Origin of the sequence: Serratia sp. CY27727 (assembly GCF_052169275.1) — a bacterium.
Taxonomy (GTDB): domain Bacteria; phylum Pseudomonadota; class Gammaproteobacteria; order Enterobacterales; family Enterobacteriaceae; genus Serratia; species Serratia sarumanii.
Map to the genome: position 1 here is coordinate 1 of NZ_JBJNLB010000009.1, position 19,863 is coordinate 19,863.

At 60.3% G+C, this 19,863-nt stretch carries 22 protein-coding genes; 2 read left to right on the plus strand and 20 right to left on the minus strand.

Annotated elements, in window-relative coordinates; genetic code table 11:
- The 9 genes from ACJ8HB_RS19115 to fkpA form a co-directional block, all read right to left on the minus strand.
- Positions 1 to 263: GTP-binding protein (locus ACJ8HB_RS19115; protein WP_227640557.1), on the minus strand; the 263-nt coding region annotated here is incomplete at its 3' end.
- Between the two features lie 70 nt (positions 264 to 333).
- Positions 334 to 2,448 (minus strand): elongation factor G, encoded by a 2,115-nt coding sequence (fusA, locus tag ACJ8HB_RS19120; protein WP_033654876.1) that lies wholly within the window; start codon positions 2,446 to 2,448, stop codon positions 334 to 336.
- A 93-nt stretch (positions 2,449 to 2,541) separates the two neighbouring features.
- Positions 2,542 to 3,012, minus strand: a complete 471-nt coding sequence (gene rpsG / locus ACJ8HB_RS19125) for a 30S ribosomal protein S7 (protein WP_004956203.1) — start codon at positions 3,010 to 3,012, stop codon at positions 2,542 to 2,544.
- Positions 3,013 to 3,108: 96 nt separating this feature from the next.
- Entirely contained in the window at positions 3,109 to 3,483 is a 375-nt protein-coding gene (gene rpsL, locus ACJ8HB_RS19130) for a 30S ribosomal protein S12 (RefSeq protein WP_004930426.1), read from the minus strand.
- Between the two features lie 143 nt (positions 3,484 to 3,626).
- Positions 3,627 to 3,914, minus strand: a complete 288-nt coding sequence (gene tusB / locus ACJ8HB_RS19135) for a sulfurtransferase complex subunit TusB (RefSeq protein ID WP_033636257.1) — start codon at positions 3,912 to 3,914, stop codon at positions 3,627 to 3,629.
- Positions 3,915 to 3,923: 9 nt separating this feature from the next.
- A complete protein-coding gene (gene tusC / locus ACJ8HB_RS19140) occupies positions 3,924 to 4,283 on the minus strand; it encodes a sulfurtransferase complex subunit TusC (RefSeq protein WP_033636258.1) in 360 nt (119 codons plus the stop codon).
- Positions 4,284 to 4,290: 7 nt separating this feature from the next.
- Positions 4,291 to 4,680 (minus strand): sulfurtransferase complex subunit TusD, encoded by a 390-nt coding sequence (gene tusD, locus ACJ8HB_RS19145; RefSeq protein WP_033636259.1) that lies wholly within the window; start codon positions 4,678 to 4,680, stop codon positions 4,291 to 4,293.
- Positions 4,680 to 5,402 carry a helix-turn-helix transcriptional regulator gene (locus ACJ8HB_RS19150; RefSeq protein WP_004930418.1) on the minus strand — a complete coding sequence of 241 codons (723 nt, stop codon included), beginning with the start codon at positions 5,400 to 5,402 and terminating at the stop codon, positions 4,680 to 4,682. The genes tusD and ACJ8HB_RS19150 overlap by 1 nt, the downstream gene beginning before the upstream one ends.
- A gap of 373 nt (positions 5,403 to 5,775) precedes the next feature.
- Positions 5,776 to 6,615 carry an FKBP-type peptidyl-prolyl cis-trans isomerase gene (gene fkpA, locus ACJ8HB_RS19155; RefSeq protein WP_016930330.1) on the minus strand — a complete coding sequence of 280 codons (840 nt, stop codon included), beginning with the start codon at positions 6,613 to 6,615 and terminating at the stop codon, positions 5,776 to 5,778.
- A gap of 356 nt (positions 6,616 to 6,971) precedes the next feature.
- Between fkpA and ACJ8HB_RS19160 the strand changes: the two genes are divergently transcribed.
- Positions 6,972 to 7,199, plus strand: coding sequence for a SlyX family protein (locus ACJ8HB_RS19160; protein WP_004930414.1), 228 nt, complete (start codon positions 6,972 to 6,974; stop codon positions 7,197 to 7,199).
- Between the two features lie 15 nt (positions 7,200 to 7,214).
- Here the strand turns inward: ACJ8HB_RS19160 and ACJ8HB_RS19165 are convergent, their stop codons facing one another.
- The 7 genes from ACJ8HB_RS19165 to kefG form a co-directional block, all read right to left on the minus strand.
- Positions 7,215 to 8,387 (minus strand): MalY/PatB family protein, encoded by a 1,173-nt coding sequence (locus ACJ8HB_RS19165; protein WP_047570294.1) that lies wholly within the window; start codon positions 8,385 to 8,387, stop codon positions 7,215 to 7,217.
- Position 8,388: 1 nt separating this feature from the next.
- The gene (gene nhaC, locus ACJ8HB_RS19170; protein WP_047570292.1) at positions 8,389 to 9,828 is read right to left on the minus strand and encodes a Na+/H+ antiporter NhaC; all 1,440 of its coding nucleotides are present in this window, start codon (positions 9,826 to 9,828) and stop codon (positions 8,389 to 8,391) included.
- Between the two features lie 122 nt (positions 9,829 to 9,950).
- A complete protein-coding gene (locus ACJ8HB_RS19175) occupies positions 9,951 to 10,979 on the minus strand; it encodes a LacI family DNA-binding transcriptional regulator (RefSeq protein ID WP_033654874.1) in 1,029 nt (342 codons plus the stop codon).
- 92 nt (positions 10,980 to 11,071) lie between these two features.
- Entirely contained in the window at positions 11,072 to 11,659 is a 588-nt protein-coding gene (gene slyD, locus ACJ8HB_RS19180; RefSeq protein WP_033654873.1) for a peptidylprolyl isomerase, read from the minus strand.
- A gap of 112 nt (positions 11,660 to 11,771) precedes the next feature.
- Positions 11,772 to 11,975 (minus strand): YheV family putative zinc ribbon protein, encoded by a 204-nt coding sequence (locus tag ACJ8HB_RS19185; protein WP_041036966.1) that lies wholly within the window; start codon positions 11,973 to 11,975, stop codon positions 11,772 to 11,774.
- 14 nt (positions 11,976 to 11,989) lie between these two features.
- A complete protein-coding gene (gene kefB / locus ACJ8HB_RS19190; protein ID WP_033636264.1) occupies positions 11,990 to 13,798 on the minus strand; it encodes a glutathione-regulated potassium-efflux system protein KefB in 1,809 nt (602 codons plus the stop codon).
- A gap of 2 nt (positions 13,799 to 13,800) precedes the next feature.
- Positions 13,801 to 14,352, minus strand: a complete 552-nt coding sequence (gene kefG / locus ACJ8HB_RS19195; protein ID WP_025159909.1) for a glutathione-regulated potassium-efflux system ancillary protein KefG — start codon at positions 14,350 to 14,352, stop codon at positions 13,801 to 13,803.
- A gap of 129 nt (positions 14,353 to 14,481) precedes the next feature.
- Here kefG and ACJ8HB_RS19200 point away from each other — a divergent pair, with 129 nt between their 5' ends.
- Positions 14,482 to 16,395 (plus strand): ABC transporter ATP-binding protein, encoded by a 1,914-nt coding sequence (locus tag ACJ8HB_RS19200; protein ID WP_047570288.1) that lies wholly within the window; start codon positions 14,482 to 14,484, stop codon positions 16,393 to 16,395.
- A 3-nt stretch (positions 16,396 to 16,398) separates the two neighbouring features.
- On the opposite strand, the gene tauD is transcribed toward ACJ8HB_RS19200, so the two are convergent.
- From tauD to tauA, 4 genes are read right to left on the minus strand one after another with little or no spacing between them, the layout of a single operon-like run.
- A complete protein-coding gene (tauD, locus tag ACJ8HB_RS19205; RefSeq protein WP_033654872.1) occupies positions 16,399 to 17,247 on the minus strand; it encodes a taurine dioxygenase in 849 nt (282 codons plus the stop codon).
- Positions 17,244 to 18,080 carry a taurine ABC transporter permease TauC gene (tauC, locus tag ACJ8HB_RS19210; protein WP_047570286.1) on the minus strand — a complete coding sequence of 279 codons (837 nt, stop codon included), beginning with the start codon at positions 18,078 to 18,080 and terminating at the stop codon, positions 17,244 to 17,246. Before tauC ends, tauD begins: the two co-directional genes overlap by 4 nt.
- Positions 18,077 to 18,844 (minus strand): taurine ABC transporter ATP-binding subunit, encoded by a 768-nt coding sequence (tauB, locus tag ACJ8HB_RS19215; protein ID WP_047570285.1) that lies wholly within the window; start codon positions 18,842 to 18,844, stop codon positions 18,077 to 18,079. The genes tauC and tauB overlap by 4 nt, the downstream gene beginning before the upstream one ends.
- Before the next feature lie 9 nt (positions 18,845 to 18,853).
- Entirely contained in the window at positions 18,854 to 19,849 is a 996-nt protein-coding gene (gene tauA, locus ACJ8HB_RS19220; RefSeq protein ID WP_033649304.1) for a taurine ABC transporter substrate-binding protein, read from the minus strand.
- Positions 19,850 to 19,863 lie beyond the last annotated feature (14 nt).

The window sequence follows — 19,863 nt, forward strand, 5'->3', positions numbered from 1 at the left end:
TAGTCGGCGTGCCCTGGGCAGTCAACGTGCGCGTAGTGACGAGTCGGGGTGTCATACTCAACGTGAGAGGTGTTGATGGTGATACCACGAGCTTTTTCTTCTGGCGCGTTATCGATCTGGTCGAAAGCACGTGCAGAACCGCCGTAGGTTTTAGCCAGTACGGTAGTGATCGCTGCAGTCAGGGTAGTTTTACCGTGGTCAACGTGGCCGATAGTACCAACGTTAACGTGCGGTTTTGTACGTTCAAATTTTTCTTTAGACACGGCTATATTCCTTACTATAGCGCTCTCCCCTTCTGGAGAGAGCACGGGACTTTGGTTTTAACCCTGCGGCTTATTTGCCACGGGCTTCGATTACGGCCTGAGCGACGTTGTTCGGTGCATCATCATACTTCAGGAATTCCATGGTGTATGATGCGCGACCTTTAGTCAGAGAACGCAGCTGAGTTGCGTAGCCGAACATTTCGGACAACGGTACTTCAGCGTGGATCTTAACGCCAGTCACTTCAGATTCCTGACCGCGCAGCATGCCGCGACGACGGCTCAAGTCACCGATAACGTCACCGGTGTTCTCTTCTGGAGTCTCAACTTCAACCTTCATGATAGGCTCAAGCAGAACGGGTTTCGCTTTCTTAAAGCCTTCTTTAAAGGCGATAGACGCGGCCAGTTTAAACGCCAGTTCAGAGGAGTCAACGTCGTGGTAAGAACCGAAGTGCAGACGAATACCCATGTCTACTACCGGGTAACCAGCCAACGGACCAGACTTCAGCTGCTCCTGGATGCCTTTATCAACGGCAGGGATGTATTCGCCAGGAATTACACCACCTTTGATGTCGTTGACGAACTCGTAACCTTTCGGGTTAGAGCCCGGCTCCAGTGGGTACATGTCGATCACAACGTGACCGTACTGACCGCGACCACCAGACTGCTTGGCGTGCTTACCTTCAACATCGGTAATCTTCGCGCGAATCGCTTCGCGGTAAGCTACCTGAGGTTTGCCCACGTTAGCTTCAACGTTGAATTCACGCTTCATGCGGTCAACGATGATGTCGAGGTGCAGTTCACCCATACCGGCGATGATGGTCTGGTTAGACTCTTCGTCAGTCCATACGCGGAATGACGGGTCTTCTTTAGCCAGACGGCCCAGAGCCAGACCCATTTTTTCCTGGTCAGCTTTGGTTTTCGGTTCAACGGCGATAGAGATTACCGGCTCAGGGAATTCCATACGCTCCAGGATGATTGGAGAGTCTGGATCACACAGGGTGTCCCCGGTGGTCACGTCTTTCAGACCGATCGCAGCGGCGATGTCGCCTGCGCGAACTTCTTTGATCTCTTCACGCTTGTTAGCGTGCATCTGAACGATACGGCCGAAACGCTCGCGCGCAGACTTAACGGAGTTCAGCACGGTGTCGCCGGAGTTAACAACGCCGGAGTACACGCGGAAGAAGGTCAAGTTACCGACGAACGGGTCGGTAGCGATTTTGAACGCCAGAGCAGAGAACGGCTCGTCATCACTTGCGTGACGCTCAGCCGGAGTGTCTTTACCGTCGTCCAGGATACCGTTGATCGCAGGAACGTCAGTTGGTGCCGGCAGGTATTCGATTACCGCATCCAGCATCGCCTGCACGCCTTTGTTCTTGAACGCAGAACCGCAGGTAACCAGGATGATTTCGTTGTTCAGTACGCGCTGACGCAGAGCAGTTTTGATTTCTTCCTCGGTCAGCTCTTCGCCGCCCAGGTATTTTTCCATCAGCTCTTCGGAAGCTTCCGCAGCGGACTCGATCAGGTTCTGGCGCCATTCTTCAGCCAGATCCATCATGTCAGCCGGGACGTCTTCGTATTCGAAGGTTACGCCTGCGTCTTCTTCGTTCCAGTTGATCGCCTTCATTTTCACCAGGTCGATAACGCCGGTGAATTTGTCTTCTGCGCCGATAGCCAGCTGCAGAGGAACAGGGTTGGCGCCCAGACGAGATTTGATCTGGCCTACAACTTTCAGGAAGTTAGCACCCATACGGTCCATTTTGTTAACGAACGCGATACGTGGCACTTTGTATTTGTTAGCCTGACGCCATACGGTTTCAGACTGTGGCTGAACACCACCAACAGCACAGTAAACCATTACCGCGCCATCCAGCACACGCATGGAACGTTCTACTTCGATGGTGAAGTCAACGTGCCCTGGGGTGTCGATGATATTTACGCGATGCGGTTCGAACTGCTTGGCCATACCAGACCAGAAAGCAGTAGTCGCTGCAGAAGTGATGGTAATACCACGCTCCTGCTCCTGTTCCATCCAGTCCATGGTGGCAGCGCCGTCATGAACTTCACCGATTTTGTGGTTTACACCGGTGTAGAACAGAATACGTTCGGTAGTGGTGGTTTTACCGGCGTCGATGTGAGCACTGATACCGATGTTGCGGTAGCGTGCAATGGGTGTTGTACGAGCCATTTGATTCCTCTATTCCTAGGGCGTTCAAGTTCAGTTAACCCAAGCGGGCCGATTTGACGCGCCCGCTTGGTTAGCATGACTACAGCCGGGTGATTACCAGCGGTAGTGGGCGAACGCCTTGTTGGCTTCGGCCATACGGTGAACGTCTTCACGCTTCTTAACAGCAGAACCTTTGTTCTCTGCTGCGTCAGACAGCTCGTTCGCCAGGCGCAGAGCCATGGATTTATCACCGCGTTTACGTGCAGCATCAACGATCCAACGCATTGCCAGAGCATTACGACGAACCGGGCGGACTTCAACTGGTACCTGATAAGTAGAACCGCCAACGCGACGCGACTTAACTTCTACAGTCGGGCGAACGTTGTCGAGAGCGACTTCGAAAGCTTCCAGGTGATCTTTACCAGAACGCTGAGCCAGGGTCTCCAGCGCGGTATAGACGATTGCTTCTGCAGTAGATTTTTTACCGTCTACCATCAGGATATTTACAAATTTGGCCAGCAGCTCAGATCCGAACTTAGGATCTGGCAGGATTTTACGTTGGCCGATTACGCGACGACGTGGCATGGAAATACTCCGTTGTTAATTCAGGATTGTCCAAAACTCTACGAGTTTATTTTGACATTAAAGTTAAAACGTTTGGCCTTACTTAACGGAGAACCATTAAGCCTTTGGCTTCTTCACGCCGTACTTGGAACGAGCTTGCTTACGGTCTTTAACACCGGAGCAGTCAAGCGCACCGCGGACGGTGTGGTAACGCACACCTGGCAGGTCTTTTACACGACCGCCACGGATCAGGATTACGGAGTGTTCCTGCAGGTTGTGGCCTTCGCCACCGATGTAGGAAGTCACTTCGAAACCGTTGGTCAAACGCACACGGCAAACTTTACGCAGTGCGGAGTTTGGTTTTTTCGGGGTAGTGGTGTATACGCGGGTGCATACGCCACGTTTCTGCGGGCAGGCTTCCAGCGCTGGAACGTTGCTTTTAGCAGCCTTCACAGAGCGTGGTTTGCGAACCAGCTGGTTAATTGTTGCCATTAAAAAAGCTCCTGGTTTTTGCTTCGTACTAGCTTCGTAAACATGTGATAAATCCCCTCGTATGCACTATTGGCAAAGTACGAGGACGCAGAATTTTAGGGCTGACCAGTATGGGTGTCAAGAAATATACAACATCACTCTCATTACCAGGCCATTTGGCTGCGGTGTTGTTCGGTTAATTCAACGAAGTGATTATAGCCGACGACAGTGATTTTGTGCGAAAAATGACCAACCAATCCCCGGGCTTCCAGGTCGTCCTGCAGCGCGTAAAGGGATATGGGGGCGGCGAGCAGCGATTCAAGATGGGCGCTGCCGGCAAGGCCTGCAAGCACGCCGTCCTGCAGCAGCAGCAACGCGTCACCCTCCGCCGTCAGGCGCAGCAGCGCAGGCAAGTCACATTGGTTTGGCGAGTGGCTCAGGGTATACAGCATCAGAGGATCCTAAAACGTCATCACGGCGTCGTAGCCGGCCAGTTCGCGGCGCAGTTCGTCCGGCGCCAGCACCTCGGCATCCAGCACCCAATCGGTCACCTGGCTCAGCCCACGCTCCTGCAGCGAAGCCTGGCACAGATAGCACCGCTCCACGTCATACAGCGGCAGCACGCCGAAGGTGGCGATGTAATTGCGCGCCAAAATCTTTTCCGGTTGCTGGCCTGGCAACAGCTGCAATACGCCGTCGCCGACAAAAAACACCCCCAAATCTTCACTGAGCGCCGACGTGGCGAGCAGCGCATCCAGCCCTTCCCTGCCGCCGGCGCCGCCGTGTGGCCCGTGGGTGAAAACAAAAGCGACTCGTTTCATCATATCCTCAGAACTGCACCAGACGGTCGCAACTCAGCGACGCTTCGGCCAGGGAACCCAGCCCGCTCAGGGTAAAACCAGGCTGCAGGTTGGCGCTTGCCAGCCCCTGTTGCGCCGCCTCCTGCTCGTCGGTGACCCCACGGCGCAACGCGGCGGCTACGCAGACGTTTAGCGCTACGCCGTGTTGCTGCGCCAGTTGCGTCCAACCGCGCACCAGGTCGAACTCGTCGCTGGCGGGCGCGGTCAGCTGGTTGGCGTTCAGCACGCCCTCACGGTAGAAAAAGACGCTGGAAAGCCGGTGCCCTTTCGCCAACAAAGCCTGAGCGAACTGATAGGCGCTGCTGGCCTGCTGCGTGCCGTAAGCCGGGCCGGTGACCAACAGGCAATAATCGAGCATCAACGGTCGCTTCCCAACAGATCGCCGCTCTTGAACTGGCGGATGTACAGATACACGGTGTGTTTGGAGATGTTCAGGCGATCCGCCACCTGGTTGATCGCATCCTTGATGTCGAAGATGCCTTTCTCATAGAGGTTGAGCACCACCTGGCGGTTCTTGGCGTTATTGGACACCGAGCGGTCGGCGTTCACCTCTTCGATGGTGAACTCCAGCGTCTGCGCCACCAGATCGTCGACGGAAGACGCAAAATTCACCGACGACGGCACGTCCTGCGTGGCCGGCGGCATAAAGGTCTGCATGATCTGCGAGAACGGTACGTCGAGGTTCATGTTGATGCACAGCAAGCCGATCACCCGCTGCTCGCGATTGCGAATGGCGATGGTCACCGACTTCATCAACACGCCGCTCTTGGCGCGGGTAAAGTAGGCTTTCGACACGCTGCTGTCGTCGCCGGCCATGTCGTGCAGCATGCGCAGCGCAAGATCGGTGATCGGCGAGCCGATTTTACGCCCGGTATGTTCACCGTTGGCGATGCGTACCGCGGAGCTGTTCAGGTCTTCCAGCGCGTGCAGTACGATCTCGCAGTGGCCGCCGATCAACATCGCCAGCCCGTCGACCACCGCTTCGTAGGATTTCAGGATTTCATGATCCGTTTGAGTAAACGGACGTTCATTCAGCAAATCAAGTTCGCTGGCTTCGCTGGATAAAAGCGAATTCGACATCGAAGATACCACCCTCATAGATCGCCTGTGCCAGGGGGCGCAGCTAAAACCGCTCGGACCGGATCGCTGCCGTCGTCGGCACGCCGTAGCGCGGCCGGCTGAGAGCGGCATCGAACTGCACAATGGCATCCGCGGGCGAGGCGGCCGGGAACAATTTTAGGTACACGCCCTAAGGGGCAGACGCATGACTGATAAGTCAGAATTATTAGTCTAGCAAAGCGGCCGGAGCAAAGTCCTTGCGTTTGCGCGTGGTATTGACGTTAAGCCCGATGCCCGGCAGGCGTCAAGCGTTCAATGGAGAGAGAAGCGGCGGCTGCCGAAATGAAAACCGCCGCGGAGGGCATCCGCGGCGGTGGCAAACAGAGCGACGATGTTATTTCGCTTTAGCGTCGGCTTTCGCGTCCGCCGGTTTTTCGGCTTTAGCGTCGGCTTTCGGCGCCGCTTTCACGTCCAGCAGCTCAACGTCGAAGACCAGCGTGGAGTTAGCCGGGATGCCCGGAACGCCGGTTTTGCCGTAGGCCAGCGCCGGTGGGATCACCAGCTTGATTTTGCCGCCTTTCTTGATGTGCTTCAGGCCTTCGGTCCAGCCTGGGATCACACCGTCCAGACGGAACGACAGCGGCTCGCCGCGAGTGTAGGAGTTATCGAACTCGGTACCGTCGGTCAGGGTGCCTTTGTAGTTCACCACCACGGTGTCGCTGTCTTTCGGCGCTTCACCCGCGCCCGGCTTCTCTACCTGGTACAGCAGGCCGGATTCGGTTTTCTTCACGCCTTTTTCTTTAGCGAAGCTATCGCGGTACTTGGCGCCTTTGGTTTCGTTGTCCTTGGCGTCCTGTTCCATCTTCGCCTGAGCGGAAGCCTTCACGCGCGCTTCGAAGCCCTGCAGGGTCTTCTCGATGTCGGCGTCGTTCAGTTTGCTCTTGTTGGCGAACGCGTCCTGAACGCCGGCAATCAGCTGATCTTTGTCCAGCTTGATGCCCAGCTTCTCTTGCTCTTTCAGAGAGTTGTCCATGTAACGGCCGAGAGAGGCGCCCAGTGCGTAAGCCGCTTGCTCGTCGTCGTTTTTGAACTTGCCGGTGCTCGGTGCTGCTGCCGCGTCCGCTGGTTTAGCGGCTTCTGCCGGTTTGGCGGCATCGGCTGCCATGACCTGGGTCGCATTCAGAGCAAAAGCCATGGTGGTTGCCAGAAGCGTGACTTTAAACAAAGATTTCATCCATTTCTCCAGTGTCTGAAGCAATGCCCCAAACAATCATTAGGTAAGATAACCGGGCTACTATAGCTGCCTGAAACAAAACAAAACAGTCGCACAGGTAACCAATCGAGTCAAAGTGTGACTCCCGCTTTGCCAAGAAGTTTCCCCCTGCGTGCTACTCCCATGATAAATCAGATTTTTCTTGCGGGATATTCGGCCAGGCTCGCAAAAAACGGCAGATCGCGCGTGCAACTTTTCAGCACTTTACATTGTCGATCGCAACGTTGCGCGCCGTCTGGAGAAATAGCGCGAGCAAACCCGGCGCCAGCTGTTACCATAGCGCCGAATCAGGATTTTATCGCGTCAGAGGTAGCCTCATGCACAACGCCGACATTCAACGCCTGCTACAGCGGCTTGAAGAACTGGAGAGCCGTCAGGCCTTCCAAGAGCTCACCATCGAAGAGCTCAACCAAACAGTCATCCAGCATCAAATGGAAATGCTGAAGATGCGCGAACACCTGCGCATGTTGACCGACAAGCTGCGCTCGACTCAAACCTCAATGATCGCCTCGCAATCGGAAGAAACGCCTCCGCCGCACTATTGAGGGCCCGCCATGCGGTTATTTCAGGCGTGCCAACCCCGCGACGGCGCGCTCGAGATACCGGCGCGGGCACCCCAGGTTGATGCGGATAAAACCGCTCCCCTGCGGGCCGAAACCGCTGCCCATCGACGGCGCCAGCTTCGCCACCGCCACCAGCGCCTGCTGCAAGTCTGTATCGCTCAAACCCAGCGAGCGGCAATCCAGCCAGGCGAGATAGGTCCCTTCAGCCTGGGTCATCGCGCACCAGGGTGCGGCGGCCGCCAGCGCCTGCTCAAACCAACGCCGATTCTCCGCCAGGTAGTCGAGCAGCTCATCAAGCCAGGCAGCGCCCCGTTGATAGGCCGCGGTCGCCGCCGTCATCGACAGCGCGTTGAATACATCCAGCCCGTGGGCGTTCAGCCGATCGACAAACGCCTGCCGAAGCCGGGCGTTGGGGATCAGGAAATTCGAAATGCGCAGCGAGGAGAGGCCGAACGTTTTGCTGGCGGACGTCGCCGCAATCACCCGATCGCGATATTCCTCGCCCAGATGCAACACCGACGTAAACGTCTCGCCGGGCAGCAGCAGATCGGCCCAAATTTCATCGGAGATCACCGTGACGTCGTGGGCGTGGCAGAGCGCCATGAGCCGCTCCAGTTCATCGCGGCGCCAGCAACGGCCGGTTGGATTGTGCGGGTTGCACAGCAACAACAGCGGCGGTTTACGCTGCGCCAGGCAGGCGGCCAGCTGGTCGAAATCGATCCGGTATCCCTGAGGGGTTTCCCGCAGCGGGTTTTCAATCACCTCTCTGCCGTTCATGGTGACTATCTTGGCGAACGAGCCATAATACGGCCCCTGCACCACCACCCCGTCCCCCGGCTTGCTGAGCAGTTGGATCAGCATCGCCAGCCCCGGCACCACCCCTTCAATCGACGTGAACCACTCGCGCCGCAGCGGCAAGCCGTGCCGCTTGGCAAACCAGTCGATCGCTGCCTCATAGTAAGCGTCGTCGCGTTCGCTGTAGCCAAAGACGCCGTGGTCCACCCGCTGATGCAGCGCCTGCTGCACCTCTGGCGGGCACGGAAAATCGAAATCGGACACCCACATCGGCAACAGTTCGCTGCCGTCCAGTTGCAGATAGCGGTCGATGAAGTCCCACTTCACGGAGCCGGTGTTGTGGCGATCGATGATGGCGTTGAAATGACTCGTCATGTCAGGCTTCCTTACGCTGCAAGTCGTTCTGAGGTTGGAGTTTGGCGATACCGAAGCCGGTGAACCCATAAATCAGGGCGAACACCACCGCGGCATAACATTGGATCGCCCACGGCAGCAGATCGAGGGTGCTGACCCCCAGCGTGGTGGCCATGTAAATGCCGGCGGCCGTCCACGGGATCAGCGGTTCGATGACGGTGCCCGCATCTTCGACGGTGCGCGACAGATTTTTGTTGTCCAGCCCCATGCGTCGATAGGCCCCTTTGAACAGCTCCGCCGGGATCAGCAGCGCCAGCTTGCCGTCGCTGGTCGCGCCGGTCACCAGGATAGTGGTGGCAACGGTGGCGGCGATCAGCTGGCCGGTGGTGTGCACCACTTTCAGCAGCCGGCTGATGATCACCGTCAGCGCGCCGGTCAGCGTCAGAGCGCCGGCGAAGGAAAAGGCGCAGAACACCAGCAGGATCGTACTCATCATCGAGAACATGCCGCCGCGGTTCAGCAGGCGCGGCACATCGGCGACGATCCCTTCGACGTTATGGCCCTGATTGGCGAACATCGACAGATTGAAACCGTCCATCAACGCATTCAGCCCCTGCTGCAGGCTAAAGCCCTGCAGCGCGACGCCGATGGCGATCGCCAGCGCGCAGGCGGCCAGCATAACGGGGATCACCGGCCGTTTGGTCACCGCGCCCCACAGCACCAGCACCGGCGGCAGGATCAGCAGCAGATTGAAGTGGTACAGCCCCTCGAGCGCGCCGACGATTTCGGTCACTTTTTCCGGCGTTGCCACGCTGCCCACCGCACCGGTGTGGCCGGCGATCAGGTACACCACGGCGGCCAGGATGAAGCTCGGCAGCGTCGTGTACATCAGATGCTGGATATGGCTGTAGAGATCGGTATCCGCGACGATGGCCGCGAAGTTGGTCGAATCGGACAACGGCGAAATTTTGTCGCCGAAGTAAGCGCCGGACACCACCGCCCCGGCCGCGGCGGCCAGCGGCACGTCCAGACCGGCGGCCACGCCCATCAGCGCCACGCCCACGGTGCCGGCCGCTCCCCAGGAAGTGCCGGTGCACACCGAGATCACGCTGGTGATGAAGAATGCGGCGATCAGAATGTATTGCGGGCTGATCAGCTTCAGCCCCCAGTACACCATGTAAGGGATTGTGCCGCTGATCATCCAGGTGCCGATCAGGCCGCCCACGCAGATCAGGATCAGGATAACCGGCATCGCCTTCGCCAGTTTGGCCACGATGGCCTCGATGATGTCGTCCCAGCGGTAGCCTTGCCACCAGGCCAACGCGGCGGCGATGGCGGCGGAAACCAGCAGCAGCGGTTCAATGCGCAGGCCAAACTGACCATAGCCGATGATGAGCAGCAACAGCATGGCCACAATCGGCAGCGTCGCCAACCCAAGGTTGAGCGTTTTCTTATTATCCATATACGGCTCCTGTTGAAGATGGGGTACTGCAACAGCGTAATGGCTTCGATAATCGGAGGATGTGAGCGCAGGCAATCGGCCATGTAATCGGTTTCATGAGGTAGCGTTGTGTGAGCCGTCTCTCATTCGCCGCGCTTGCTTTGCGCATGCGCCTCACCGTCGGTTACGGAGTCTCGCAGGATAAGTTCGGCCGAAAAGCGGTTGTTCTGCGGCGCAACGTCGCTGCCGCTGTGGATCTGCAGCGCCAGGCGCGCGGCGCGTCGGGCCATTTTCTCGATCGGGTAATGCACGGTGGTCAACGAAGGATGGAGATATTTCGCCAGGGCAATGTCGTCAAAGCCGACGATCGACAGCGCCTGGGGCAGTTGAACTTGCCGTTGATGGCAGGTGCGCATCATGCCGGCGGCCATCACGTCGTTGAACGTCACTGCAGCGGTGAAGCGTTGGTCGCTGGCCAGAACGCGCTCGGCCGCCAGTTCGCCCCCTCGCTCGTTGAAGGGCACGCTGATGATCCAGCTGCCGGGCACCTCAATGCCGGCGGCGGCCATGGCCTGGCGGTAACCCGCTAGCCGCTGCGCGCGATCGTCGATCGGCAGATCCGCCGTCACGCAGGCAATTCTTCGATGCCCCTGGCGTATGAGCAGCTCGGTCGCCGTCTGCGCCGCATTGGCGTTGTCGAGCCAGATGCAACGGTTGGCGATGGCGGGCAGATAACGATTGATCAGCACCAGCGCGGGCGTATGGGCGGCGTAGCGCAGCAGCGCCTCCTCCCCCATGCGCGTGACGTGCGCCACGATGGCTTCACATCCCTGATTGATGAGAAAATCGAGGCCGCTTTTTTCCAGCTCGGCCTGATGCCCGCCGCTGCATAACATCAACCGCACGCCGGCCTGCCGCGTGATGTCTTCCACGCCCCGCGCCAGACGCGAGAAAAACGGATCGTCGAGATTGCCGGTCAGCAATCCCAGCATATTGCCGCTTCTTTTCGCCAGCGCCAGCGCTGCGGCGTTGCGGTGGTAGTTAAACTCGCGCATCGCTTTCTCGACGCGTTCGCGGGTCACCGGTTCAACGTAGGCGGTATTATTGATCACCCGGCTGACGGTGGCCGTGGAAACGCCGGCGCGCCGCGCCACGTCTTTCATGGTGGCCATGGCATGTCCTGTTGTGCCGTTCGGCGCCCGGTGCGCCGCGCATAAAAAAGGGCAGCCGATGGCCGCCCTCTTGTCTCGTCACTGCGATCTGCTTAGTGGCAGCCGCAGCCGCCGTTACCGCAACCGCCTTTACCGTGGTCGTGGCCATGGTCGTGATCGTGGCTGTGGCCGTGACCGCCGCAGCAGCCGTCACCGTGTTCGTGGTGATGGTCGTGCTCGCCGTGTACGTGACCGTGCGCCAGTTCTTCTGCGGTCGCTTCGCGGATCGCGACAACTTCCACGTTGAAGTTCAGGTTTTGGCCGGCCAGCATGTGGTTGCCGTCAACCACCACGTGGTCGCCGTCAACTTCGGTGATTTCAACCGGTACCGGGCCCTGATCGGTGTCAGCCAGGAAACGCATGCCGACCTGCAGTTCATCAACGCCCATGAAGACGTCTTTCGGTACGCGCTGCACCAGGTTTTCGTCGTAGTTGCCGTACGCGTCGTTCGCGCCGACGTGAACGTCAAAACGATCGCCAACGTCGTGGCCTTCGAGTGCTTTTTCCAGACCTGCGATCAGAGAACCATGCCCGTGCAGATAGTCCAGCGGTGCGCTCACCGGAGACTCATCAACCAAAACACCGTCTTCTGTACGTACTTGGTAAGCCAGGCTGACCACCAAGTCTTTTGCTACTTTCATGATATCTCCTACCGTTGGCTACTAGGACGCGCACCGTTATCGGGATGCGCGCCTTTTCCGGACAGATTGTAACGGAAATCTGCCTCGCTGTACCCTCCGGGATAAAAAAACGCTACTTCGGCTGGAAAATGCCGATCACCTGCTCTTGCGGGCGAACGTGTTTTTCCACCTGTTGTTCGGTCTGGCGCTGATGGTGGCCGCACTTGACGCACTCCACCACCTCCACCTGATCCTCCCGCCATACCGCCAGCGTATCCATGGCGCTGCAGCTCGGGCACACCGCCCCGGCGATAAATCTCTTACGTGTTACAGACATCGTTATGCTCCCGCTTATTCGTATTCGTCCCAGCCGTCGAACTGGCGACTTTCTTTTTGCATTTCGCGATGGAACAGCTCTTCCAGCTCGCGCCGCGCCTCTTTCACGCGGGAAATTTGCGCCACGTCGCCCTGATGCGGCGGCATCAGTTCACGCAGCATGCGCATATCCAGGCGGCGGAAATGCTGCTGGGCGCGGAAGGCCTGATGCGGGTGCATGCCCAACTCCATCAGCGCTTTGCGCCCCAGTTCCAGCGCGCTGGAGAAGGTCTCGCGGCTGAACTGCTTCACGCCCGCCTGCAGCAACTCATGCGCCTCCACGCGGCCGCGCGCCCGCGCCAGAATGCTCAGATTCGGGAAGTGCTGCTGGCACAGCCGCACGATCTCCATGGTGTCTTCCGGCTCATTGCAGGTGATCACGATCGACTTGGCCTTCTCGGCGCCCGCCGCGCGCAGCAGCTCCAGCTCGGTGGCGTCGCCGTAATAAACCTGGTAACCGTAACGCCGCAGCACGCCGACGGCGCTGACGTCGCGCTCCAGTACGGTAATGCGCATTTTGTTGGCCATCAACAGGCGGCCGATCACCTGGCCGAAACGCCCGAAGCCGACGATGATCACCTGCGGATCGTCGTCCTCTACGTACGGCGTTTCCTCTTCTTCGCCCTTGGCGTTATAGCGACGCGCCAAAATGCGGTCGATGGCCTGCATCAGCAGCGGCGTGGTCATCATCGACAGCGTCACCACCACCAGCAGCAAGGAGAGTTGATCCGGCTGCAGCACCTTTTGCGCGCCCGCCGCAGAAAACAGCACGAAGGCGAACTCGCCGCCCTGGCTGAGCACCCCGGCGAACTGCAGGCGCACCGAACTGCGCAGGCCGAACAGACGCGACACCCCGTAGAGCACGCCGGATTTGATCGCCACCAGCGCCAGCACGCCGATCAACACCTCCGCCAGATGGGTGTAGAGCACGCCGATATTCAACACCATGCCCACCGAGATAAAGAACAGCCCCAGCAGCAGCCCTTTAAACGGCTCGATGGAAATCTCCAGTTCGTGGCGGTATTCGCTCTCCGCCAGCAGCACCCCGGCGATGAAGGTGCCGAGCGCCATCGACAGGCCAAGCGTCTCCATAAACAGCGCCGAGCCGAGCACCAGCAACAGCGCCGCGGCGGTGAAGATCTCGCGCACGCCGGAAGCGGCGATATAGCGGAACAGCGGTCGCAGCAGGAAGCGGCCGCCGATCAGCATGCCGCCGAACGCCGCCACCTTGAGCGCGATCTTCGCCCAGTCGTCGCTGGTTCCGCCGGCGCCGGCCAGAATGGGGATCAGCGCCAACGCCGGGATCACCGCCATATCCTGGAACAGCAGCACCGAGAAGCCGAGCTGCCCCCCTTCGTTGCGGTTCATGCCCTTCTCGCGCATCAGCTGCAGCGCCATGGCGGTGGAAGACATCGCCAGGCCGATACCGCCGATCACCGCCGCCTGCCAGGCGAAGTGCGTCAGATACAGCAACGCGCCCAGCACCGCAGCGGTGATCAACACCTGGCCGGCGCCGGCGCCGAAGATCGAGCGCCGCAGCTCCCACAGCTTGCTGGGGTTCAGCTCCAGGCCGATGATGAACATCAGGAACACCACGCCCAGCTCGGAGAAATGCAGGATCTCGTCGACGTCGCGAATGAAGCCCAATCCCCAGGGGCCGATGGCGATGCCGGCGATCAGATAGCCCAGCACCGCGCCGATCCCCAGGCGACGGGCGATCGGCACCGTCACCACCGCGGCGAACAGGAACAGCAAAATGGCGGTCAGTAAGGTCGATCCTTCCATCGTCACCGCCCTCCGTGCGGCAGCGGGTGGCTCAGCCACTCGCCGTAGGCGTCCGCATGGCTGCGCAGCACCTCCGGCTTCTGCCGCCGCGCCCAATAGACCACGAACGGCGTCAGCCAATGCATATGGCACATCCCGGCGGTCAACTCGAACGGCCGCAGGATATCTTCCATCGGATAGTGGTTATAACCGCCGGTGCGGTAGGCGCCTTCCGGCTCACCGGTGGTGATCACCGAGCGCCAGTATTTGCCCGCCAGCGCATTGCCGCCCACCCCGCTGGCGAAGCCGCGCGACAGCACGCGATCCAGCCACTCCTTCAGCAGCGCCGGGCAGCTGTAGGTATACAGCGGGTGCTGAAACACGATGACCTGATGCTCACGCAGCAGCTGTTGTTCGTGATGGATATCGATAAAAAAATCAGGGTAGTGCGCGTAGAGATCGTGCACGGTGACATGTTCCAACTGCTGCGCCGGTCGAAGCAAAACCCGGTTCGCCACCGAGTCATGAGATTCCGGATGGGCATACAGCAGCAAGACCTTGGGCGGCTGCGACATCATTCCCCTCCAAAGCGTCGTCAGGGTAGCGGTTTTCCGTTACCATGCATCGCAAAGACAAAAACAGCGCGCGGTGCGCGTTCTGTTACCTTAATGATAATTTAACATACTCTGAACATACGGCGCTTTATGATTGTATTCTCCTCGCTACAAATTCGACGCGGCATCCGCGTCCTGCTGGACAACGCCACGGCGACGGTTAATCCAGGTCAGAAGGTCGGCCTGGTGGGCAAAAACGGCTGCGGCAAATCCACGCTGCTGTCGCTGCTGAAGGGCGAGATCGCGGCGGATGGCGGCAGCTTTACCTTCCCCGGCAACTGGGCGCTGGCCTGGGTCAACCAGGAGACGCCGGCGCTGGACGTGCCGGCGATCGAGTATGTTATCGACGGCGACCGCGAGTTTCGCCAGCTCGAAGCCGAATTGCAGGCGGCCAACGACCGCAACGACGGCCACGCCATCGCTACCCTGCACGGCAAGCTGGACGCCATCGACGCCTGGACCATCCGTTCCCGCGCCGCCAGCCTGCTGCACGGCCTCGGCTTCTCCAACGAACAGCTGCAAAGCCCGGTGCGCGACTTTTCCGGCGGCTGGCGCATGCGCCTCAACCTGGCGCAGGCGCTGGTGTGCCGTTCCGATCTGCTGCTGCTCGACGAACCGACCAACCACCTGGATCTCGATGCGGTGATCTGGCTGGAGCGCTGGCTGAAAAGCTATCCCGGCACGCTGGTGCTGATCTCGCACGACCGCGACTTCCTCGATCCGATCGTCGACAAGATCCTGCATATCGAACAGCAGACGATCAATGAGTACACCGGCAACTATTCGTCGTTCGAACGCCAGCGCGCCACCAAGCTGGCGCAGCAGCAGTCGCTGTATCAGCACCAGCAAGAGAAAGTGGCGCACCTGCAAAGCTATATCGACCGTTTCCGCGCGCAGGCCACCAAGGCCAAGCAGGCGCAGAGCCGCATCAAGATGCTGGAGCGCATGGAGCTGATCGCCCCGGCACACGTCGACAACCCGTTCACCTTCAGCTTCCGTCCGCCGGAAAGCCTGCCGAACCCGCTGCTGCGCATGGACAAAGTCAGCGCCGGGTATGGCGATAAAGTGATCCTGAAGTCAATCAAGCTGAACCTGGTGCCCGGCTCGCGCATTGGCCTGCTAGGCCGCAACGGCGCCGGTAAATCCACGCTGATCAAACTGCTGGCCGGCACCCTGGAGCCGCTGAGCGGCGAGATCGGCCTGGCGAAAGGCATCAAGCTGGGTTACTTCGCCCAGCACCAGCTGGAATTCCTGCGCGCCGACGAATCGCCGCTGCAGCACCTGAGCCGCATCGCACCACGGGTGCTGGAACAGCAGCTGCGCGACTATCTGGGCGGCTTCGGTTTCCAGGGCGACAAGGTCAGCGAAGTGACCGAACGCTTCTCCGGCGGCGAGAAGGCGCGGCTGGTGCTGGCGCTGATCGTCTGGCAGCGCCCTAACCTGCTGCTGCTCGATGAACCGACCAACCACCTGGATCTCGACATGCGCCAGGCGCTGACCGAGGCGCTGATCGATTTCGAAGGCGCGTTGGTGGTGGTCTCGCACGACCGTCACCTGCTGCGCTCCACCACCGACGATCTGTACCTGGTGCACGACGGCCAGGTCGAGCCTTTCGAGGGCGATCTCGACGACTACCAGCAGTGGCTTGTCGACCTGCAGCGCCAGGAAAGCCAGCAGGACGCGCCGGAAAAAGAGAGCGGCGGCAACAGCGCGCAGGCGCGCAAGGATCAAAAACGCCGCGAGGCGGAGTTCCGTACGCAGACCCAACCGCTGCGCAAGCAGATCGCCAGGCTGGAACAGCAGATGGAAAAACTGGGCGCCGAACTGGCGGCGGTGGAGGAACAGCTGGCGGATCCCGCGCTGTACGACATCAGCCGCAAGGCCGAGTTAACCGACTGCCTGCAAAAGCAAAGCCAGGCCAAATCCGCGCTGGAAGAGACGGAGATGACCTGGCTGGATGCGCAGGAACAGCTGGAGCAGTTAACGCAGGCGTTCGAAGCCTAAGCCTCAGGCCTTGTAAAAAGGCCTATCCCCCAGAATGGTCGCGCGGTGCATGATGCGCCGCTGCGGCAGATAATCCGCGTTGGCGTAGTGCTGCGTCACGCGGTTATCCCAGATCGCCACGTCATTTTCCTGCCAGCGCCAGCGCACCTGAAACTCCGGTTTGGTGATGTGAGCAAACAGGAAGTTCAGCAAAGCGTCGCTCTCTTTCGGCGCCAGATCGACGATCCGCGTGGTAAACCCTTCATTGACGAACAGCGCCTGCCGTCCGCTGACCGGGTGGGTGCGCACCACCGGATGCAGCAACGGCGGGTTTTTCTGCACCGCCTGTTGCCAGCGCTGATGCTCCTCTACACTGCCGCGATGTTTGTGTTCCGGGAACGACTTGGTGAAGTCATGCTCCGCACGCAGCCCCGCCAACAGCGTTCTGAACGGTGCCGACAGCGCCTCGTAGGCCGCGATGCCACTGGCCCACAGCGTATCGCCGCCGGTGGAAGGCAAGGTCTTGGCCGCCAGGATCGCCCCCAGCGGCGGGTTGTCGATAAAGGTCACGTCGGTGTGCCAGTTATCGTTGTCCGGCGGGTTGTCGTCGTGGGTATCGAGCACGATGATCTCTTCCACGTCGGTGGCGTGCGGATAGACCGGATGGATATGCAGATCGCCGAAGCGGCCGGCCAGATCGCGCTGCTGCAGCGGGGTGATCGGCTGATTGCGGAAGAACAGCACCTGATGCTTCAGCAAGGCGTGATAAAGCTGCTCAAACTGGCCGTCGCCCAGTGGCCGGGCCAACTCGACGTTTTCCACCAGCGCCCCGATGTAAGGCCCCAGCGGGGTGATATTCAGACGTTCGTTCATTGCTGTACTCCATGCCACGGGGTCAATCGGCGCTGCAGGGCACGCAGCCCCAGCTCCAGCCCAAATGCAATCACCGCAATCACGCCGATGCCGGCCAACACCACGTCGGTCGCCAGAAACTCACCGGCGGATTGCACCATAAATCCCAGGCCGCGCGTGGCGGCGATCAGTTCGGCGGCCACCAGCGTCGACCAGCCGACGCCCAGCCCGATGCGGATGCCGGTCAGGATCTCCGGCAGCGCGCTCGGCAGCACAACGAAACGCAGCACCTGCCAACGCGTGGCGCCCAACGCGCGGGCGGCACGCACCCGCACCTGCGCCACGCTGCGCACGCCGGCCACGGCAGACAGCGTCACCGGCGCGAAGATCGCCAGATAAATCAGTAAGATCTTTGAGGTTTCGCCGATGCCGAACCAAATCACCATCAGCGGCAGATAGGCCAGCGGCGGCACCGGGCGATAGATCTCAATCAGCGGATCGAGAATGCCGCGCACCGTGTCGTTCAGCCCCATGGCGATGCCCACCGGAATGCCGACGATCACCGCCGCCAACAGCGCCACCAGAATGCGCCCCAGGCTGGCCACCAGGTGTTGCCACAGCGTGGCGTCCATAAAGCCTTGCGGGCTGGCGATGGTGATCAGCTGGTGCAGCACCTGCTGCGGCGCCGGCAAAAACAGCGGGCTGATCAGCTGCAGCGCCGTCACGCCCCACCAGACGATCAACACCGTCAACAGCGTGGCGCCGCTCAGCCAAACGTTGCGCGGCACGCTGAAACGGCGCGCCGCTTTGCCCTGCGGCTGCGCCGCGGCCTTCAGAGTGGAATGCAGGCTCATAGCATGGCCTCGCGCTGTTGGAAAACTTTGCCCAGCACGTATTCGCGCTGCGCGATAAATTCAGGATCGGACTTGATGACGCGGCAGGCTTCGCCGTCGGCATAGCGTTGGCCGAAGTTCAGCGACAGCCGCTCCACCACCTGCCCCGGCCCCGGCGACAGCAGCAACAGCTCGCTGGCGAGGAACACCGCCTCTTCGATATCGTGGGTGATCAGCAGCACCTGTTTGCCGGTATCACGCCAAATGGTCAGCAACAGCTCCTGCATTTGCTCGCGGGTGAACGCGTCCAGGGCGCCGAACGGCTCGTCCAACAACAGCAGTCGCGGATCGGCGGCCAGGGCGCGGGCGATGCCGACGCGTTGGCGCATGCCGCCGGAAAGCTGCCAGATAAAGTGCTGTTCATAGCCCGCCAGCCCCACGCGCTGCAGCATCTGCTCCGCCACCTGGCGGCGCTGCGCCTTGCCGACGCCGGCCAGCTGCAGGCCGAACTCGACGTTGTCCACCACGTTGCGCCACGGCAGTAAGCCCTCATGCTGGAACACCACGCCCCGTTCGGCGCTCGGGCCGTGAACAGGCGTTCCATCCAGCGTGATGCTGCCAGCTGAAGGCTCGATAAACCCGGCGATCAAATTCAGCAGCGTGGTCTTGCCGCAGCCCGACGGGCCGAGCACCACCACCAGTTGCCCGGCGGCAATCTGGAACGACACGTCACGCAGCGCGGGCCGCCCCTGATACTCTGCTGAAAGATGATTGACGTTTAGCATCCTGCTTCCTTACGACTGCGGCGCAGCCTGCACCTGTTTCACAAAACGGTCGGTCACGTAAGCGCTGTAGTCGCTGTCGACCTGCGGGATCTTGCCCTGCTGCTTGAGGAATTCGGCGGTATCGCGGATCGCCTTGTCCACCGGTTGGCCGAGCTGGGCAACCTGATCCGCCACCGGCAGATAACGGTTTCCCTTCACCAGCTCCGGCACCTGCGCTTCCGGCACCCCGCTCAGGCGCGCCAGCGTGCTGAGATGGCTCGGATCTTTCAGCCACTGCTCCGGCGCCGCCAGGTAGGCCTTTTGCGCCTGCAGGGCGCTGGCGGCAAAGGCGGTCACCACGTCGGGATGTTTCTCGGCAAAGTCTTTGCGCACCACCCACACGTCCAGCGTCGGCGAGCCCCATTCGCCCACCTGCGCGGAGTCGGTCAACACCTTGCCCTGTTTGGCCAGTTCGTTGACCACCGGCGCCCAGACGTAAGCGCCGTCGATGTCGCCGCGCTGCCAGGCGGCGGCGATGGCCGGCGGCTGCAGATTGAGGATCTTCACCTGCTCAGGCTTGATGCCCCAATGCTTGAGCGAGGCCAGCAGGCTGTAATGGGTGGTGGAGATAAACGGCACCGCAATGCGCTTGCCGATCAGATCCTGCGGGCTTTTGATGTCATTTTTCACCACCAGCGCTTCGGAGCTGCCGAGCTGCGAGGCGATGAGGAATACTTCGATGGGGAGTTTCTGGCTGGCGGCCACCGCCAGCGGGCTGGAGCCGATATTGCCGATCTGCACGTCGCCGGAGGCCAGCGCACGCAGCACGCTGGAGCCGCTGTCGAACTTACGCCAGTCGACGGTCGCGCCGGACCGTTTGGCGAAGCTGTTTTCCGCCTGCGCCACCTTGGCCGGCTCCGCCGACGTCTGGTACGCCACGGTCACGTCCACCGCGTAGGCGCTGGCTGCGCTGAGCGCCAGCGCCAACAGCGCCGCGTTGCGTAAGGAAAAGAGTTTGCCCGCCATGTTCCGCTCCGTTG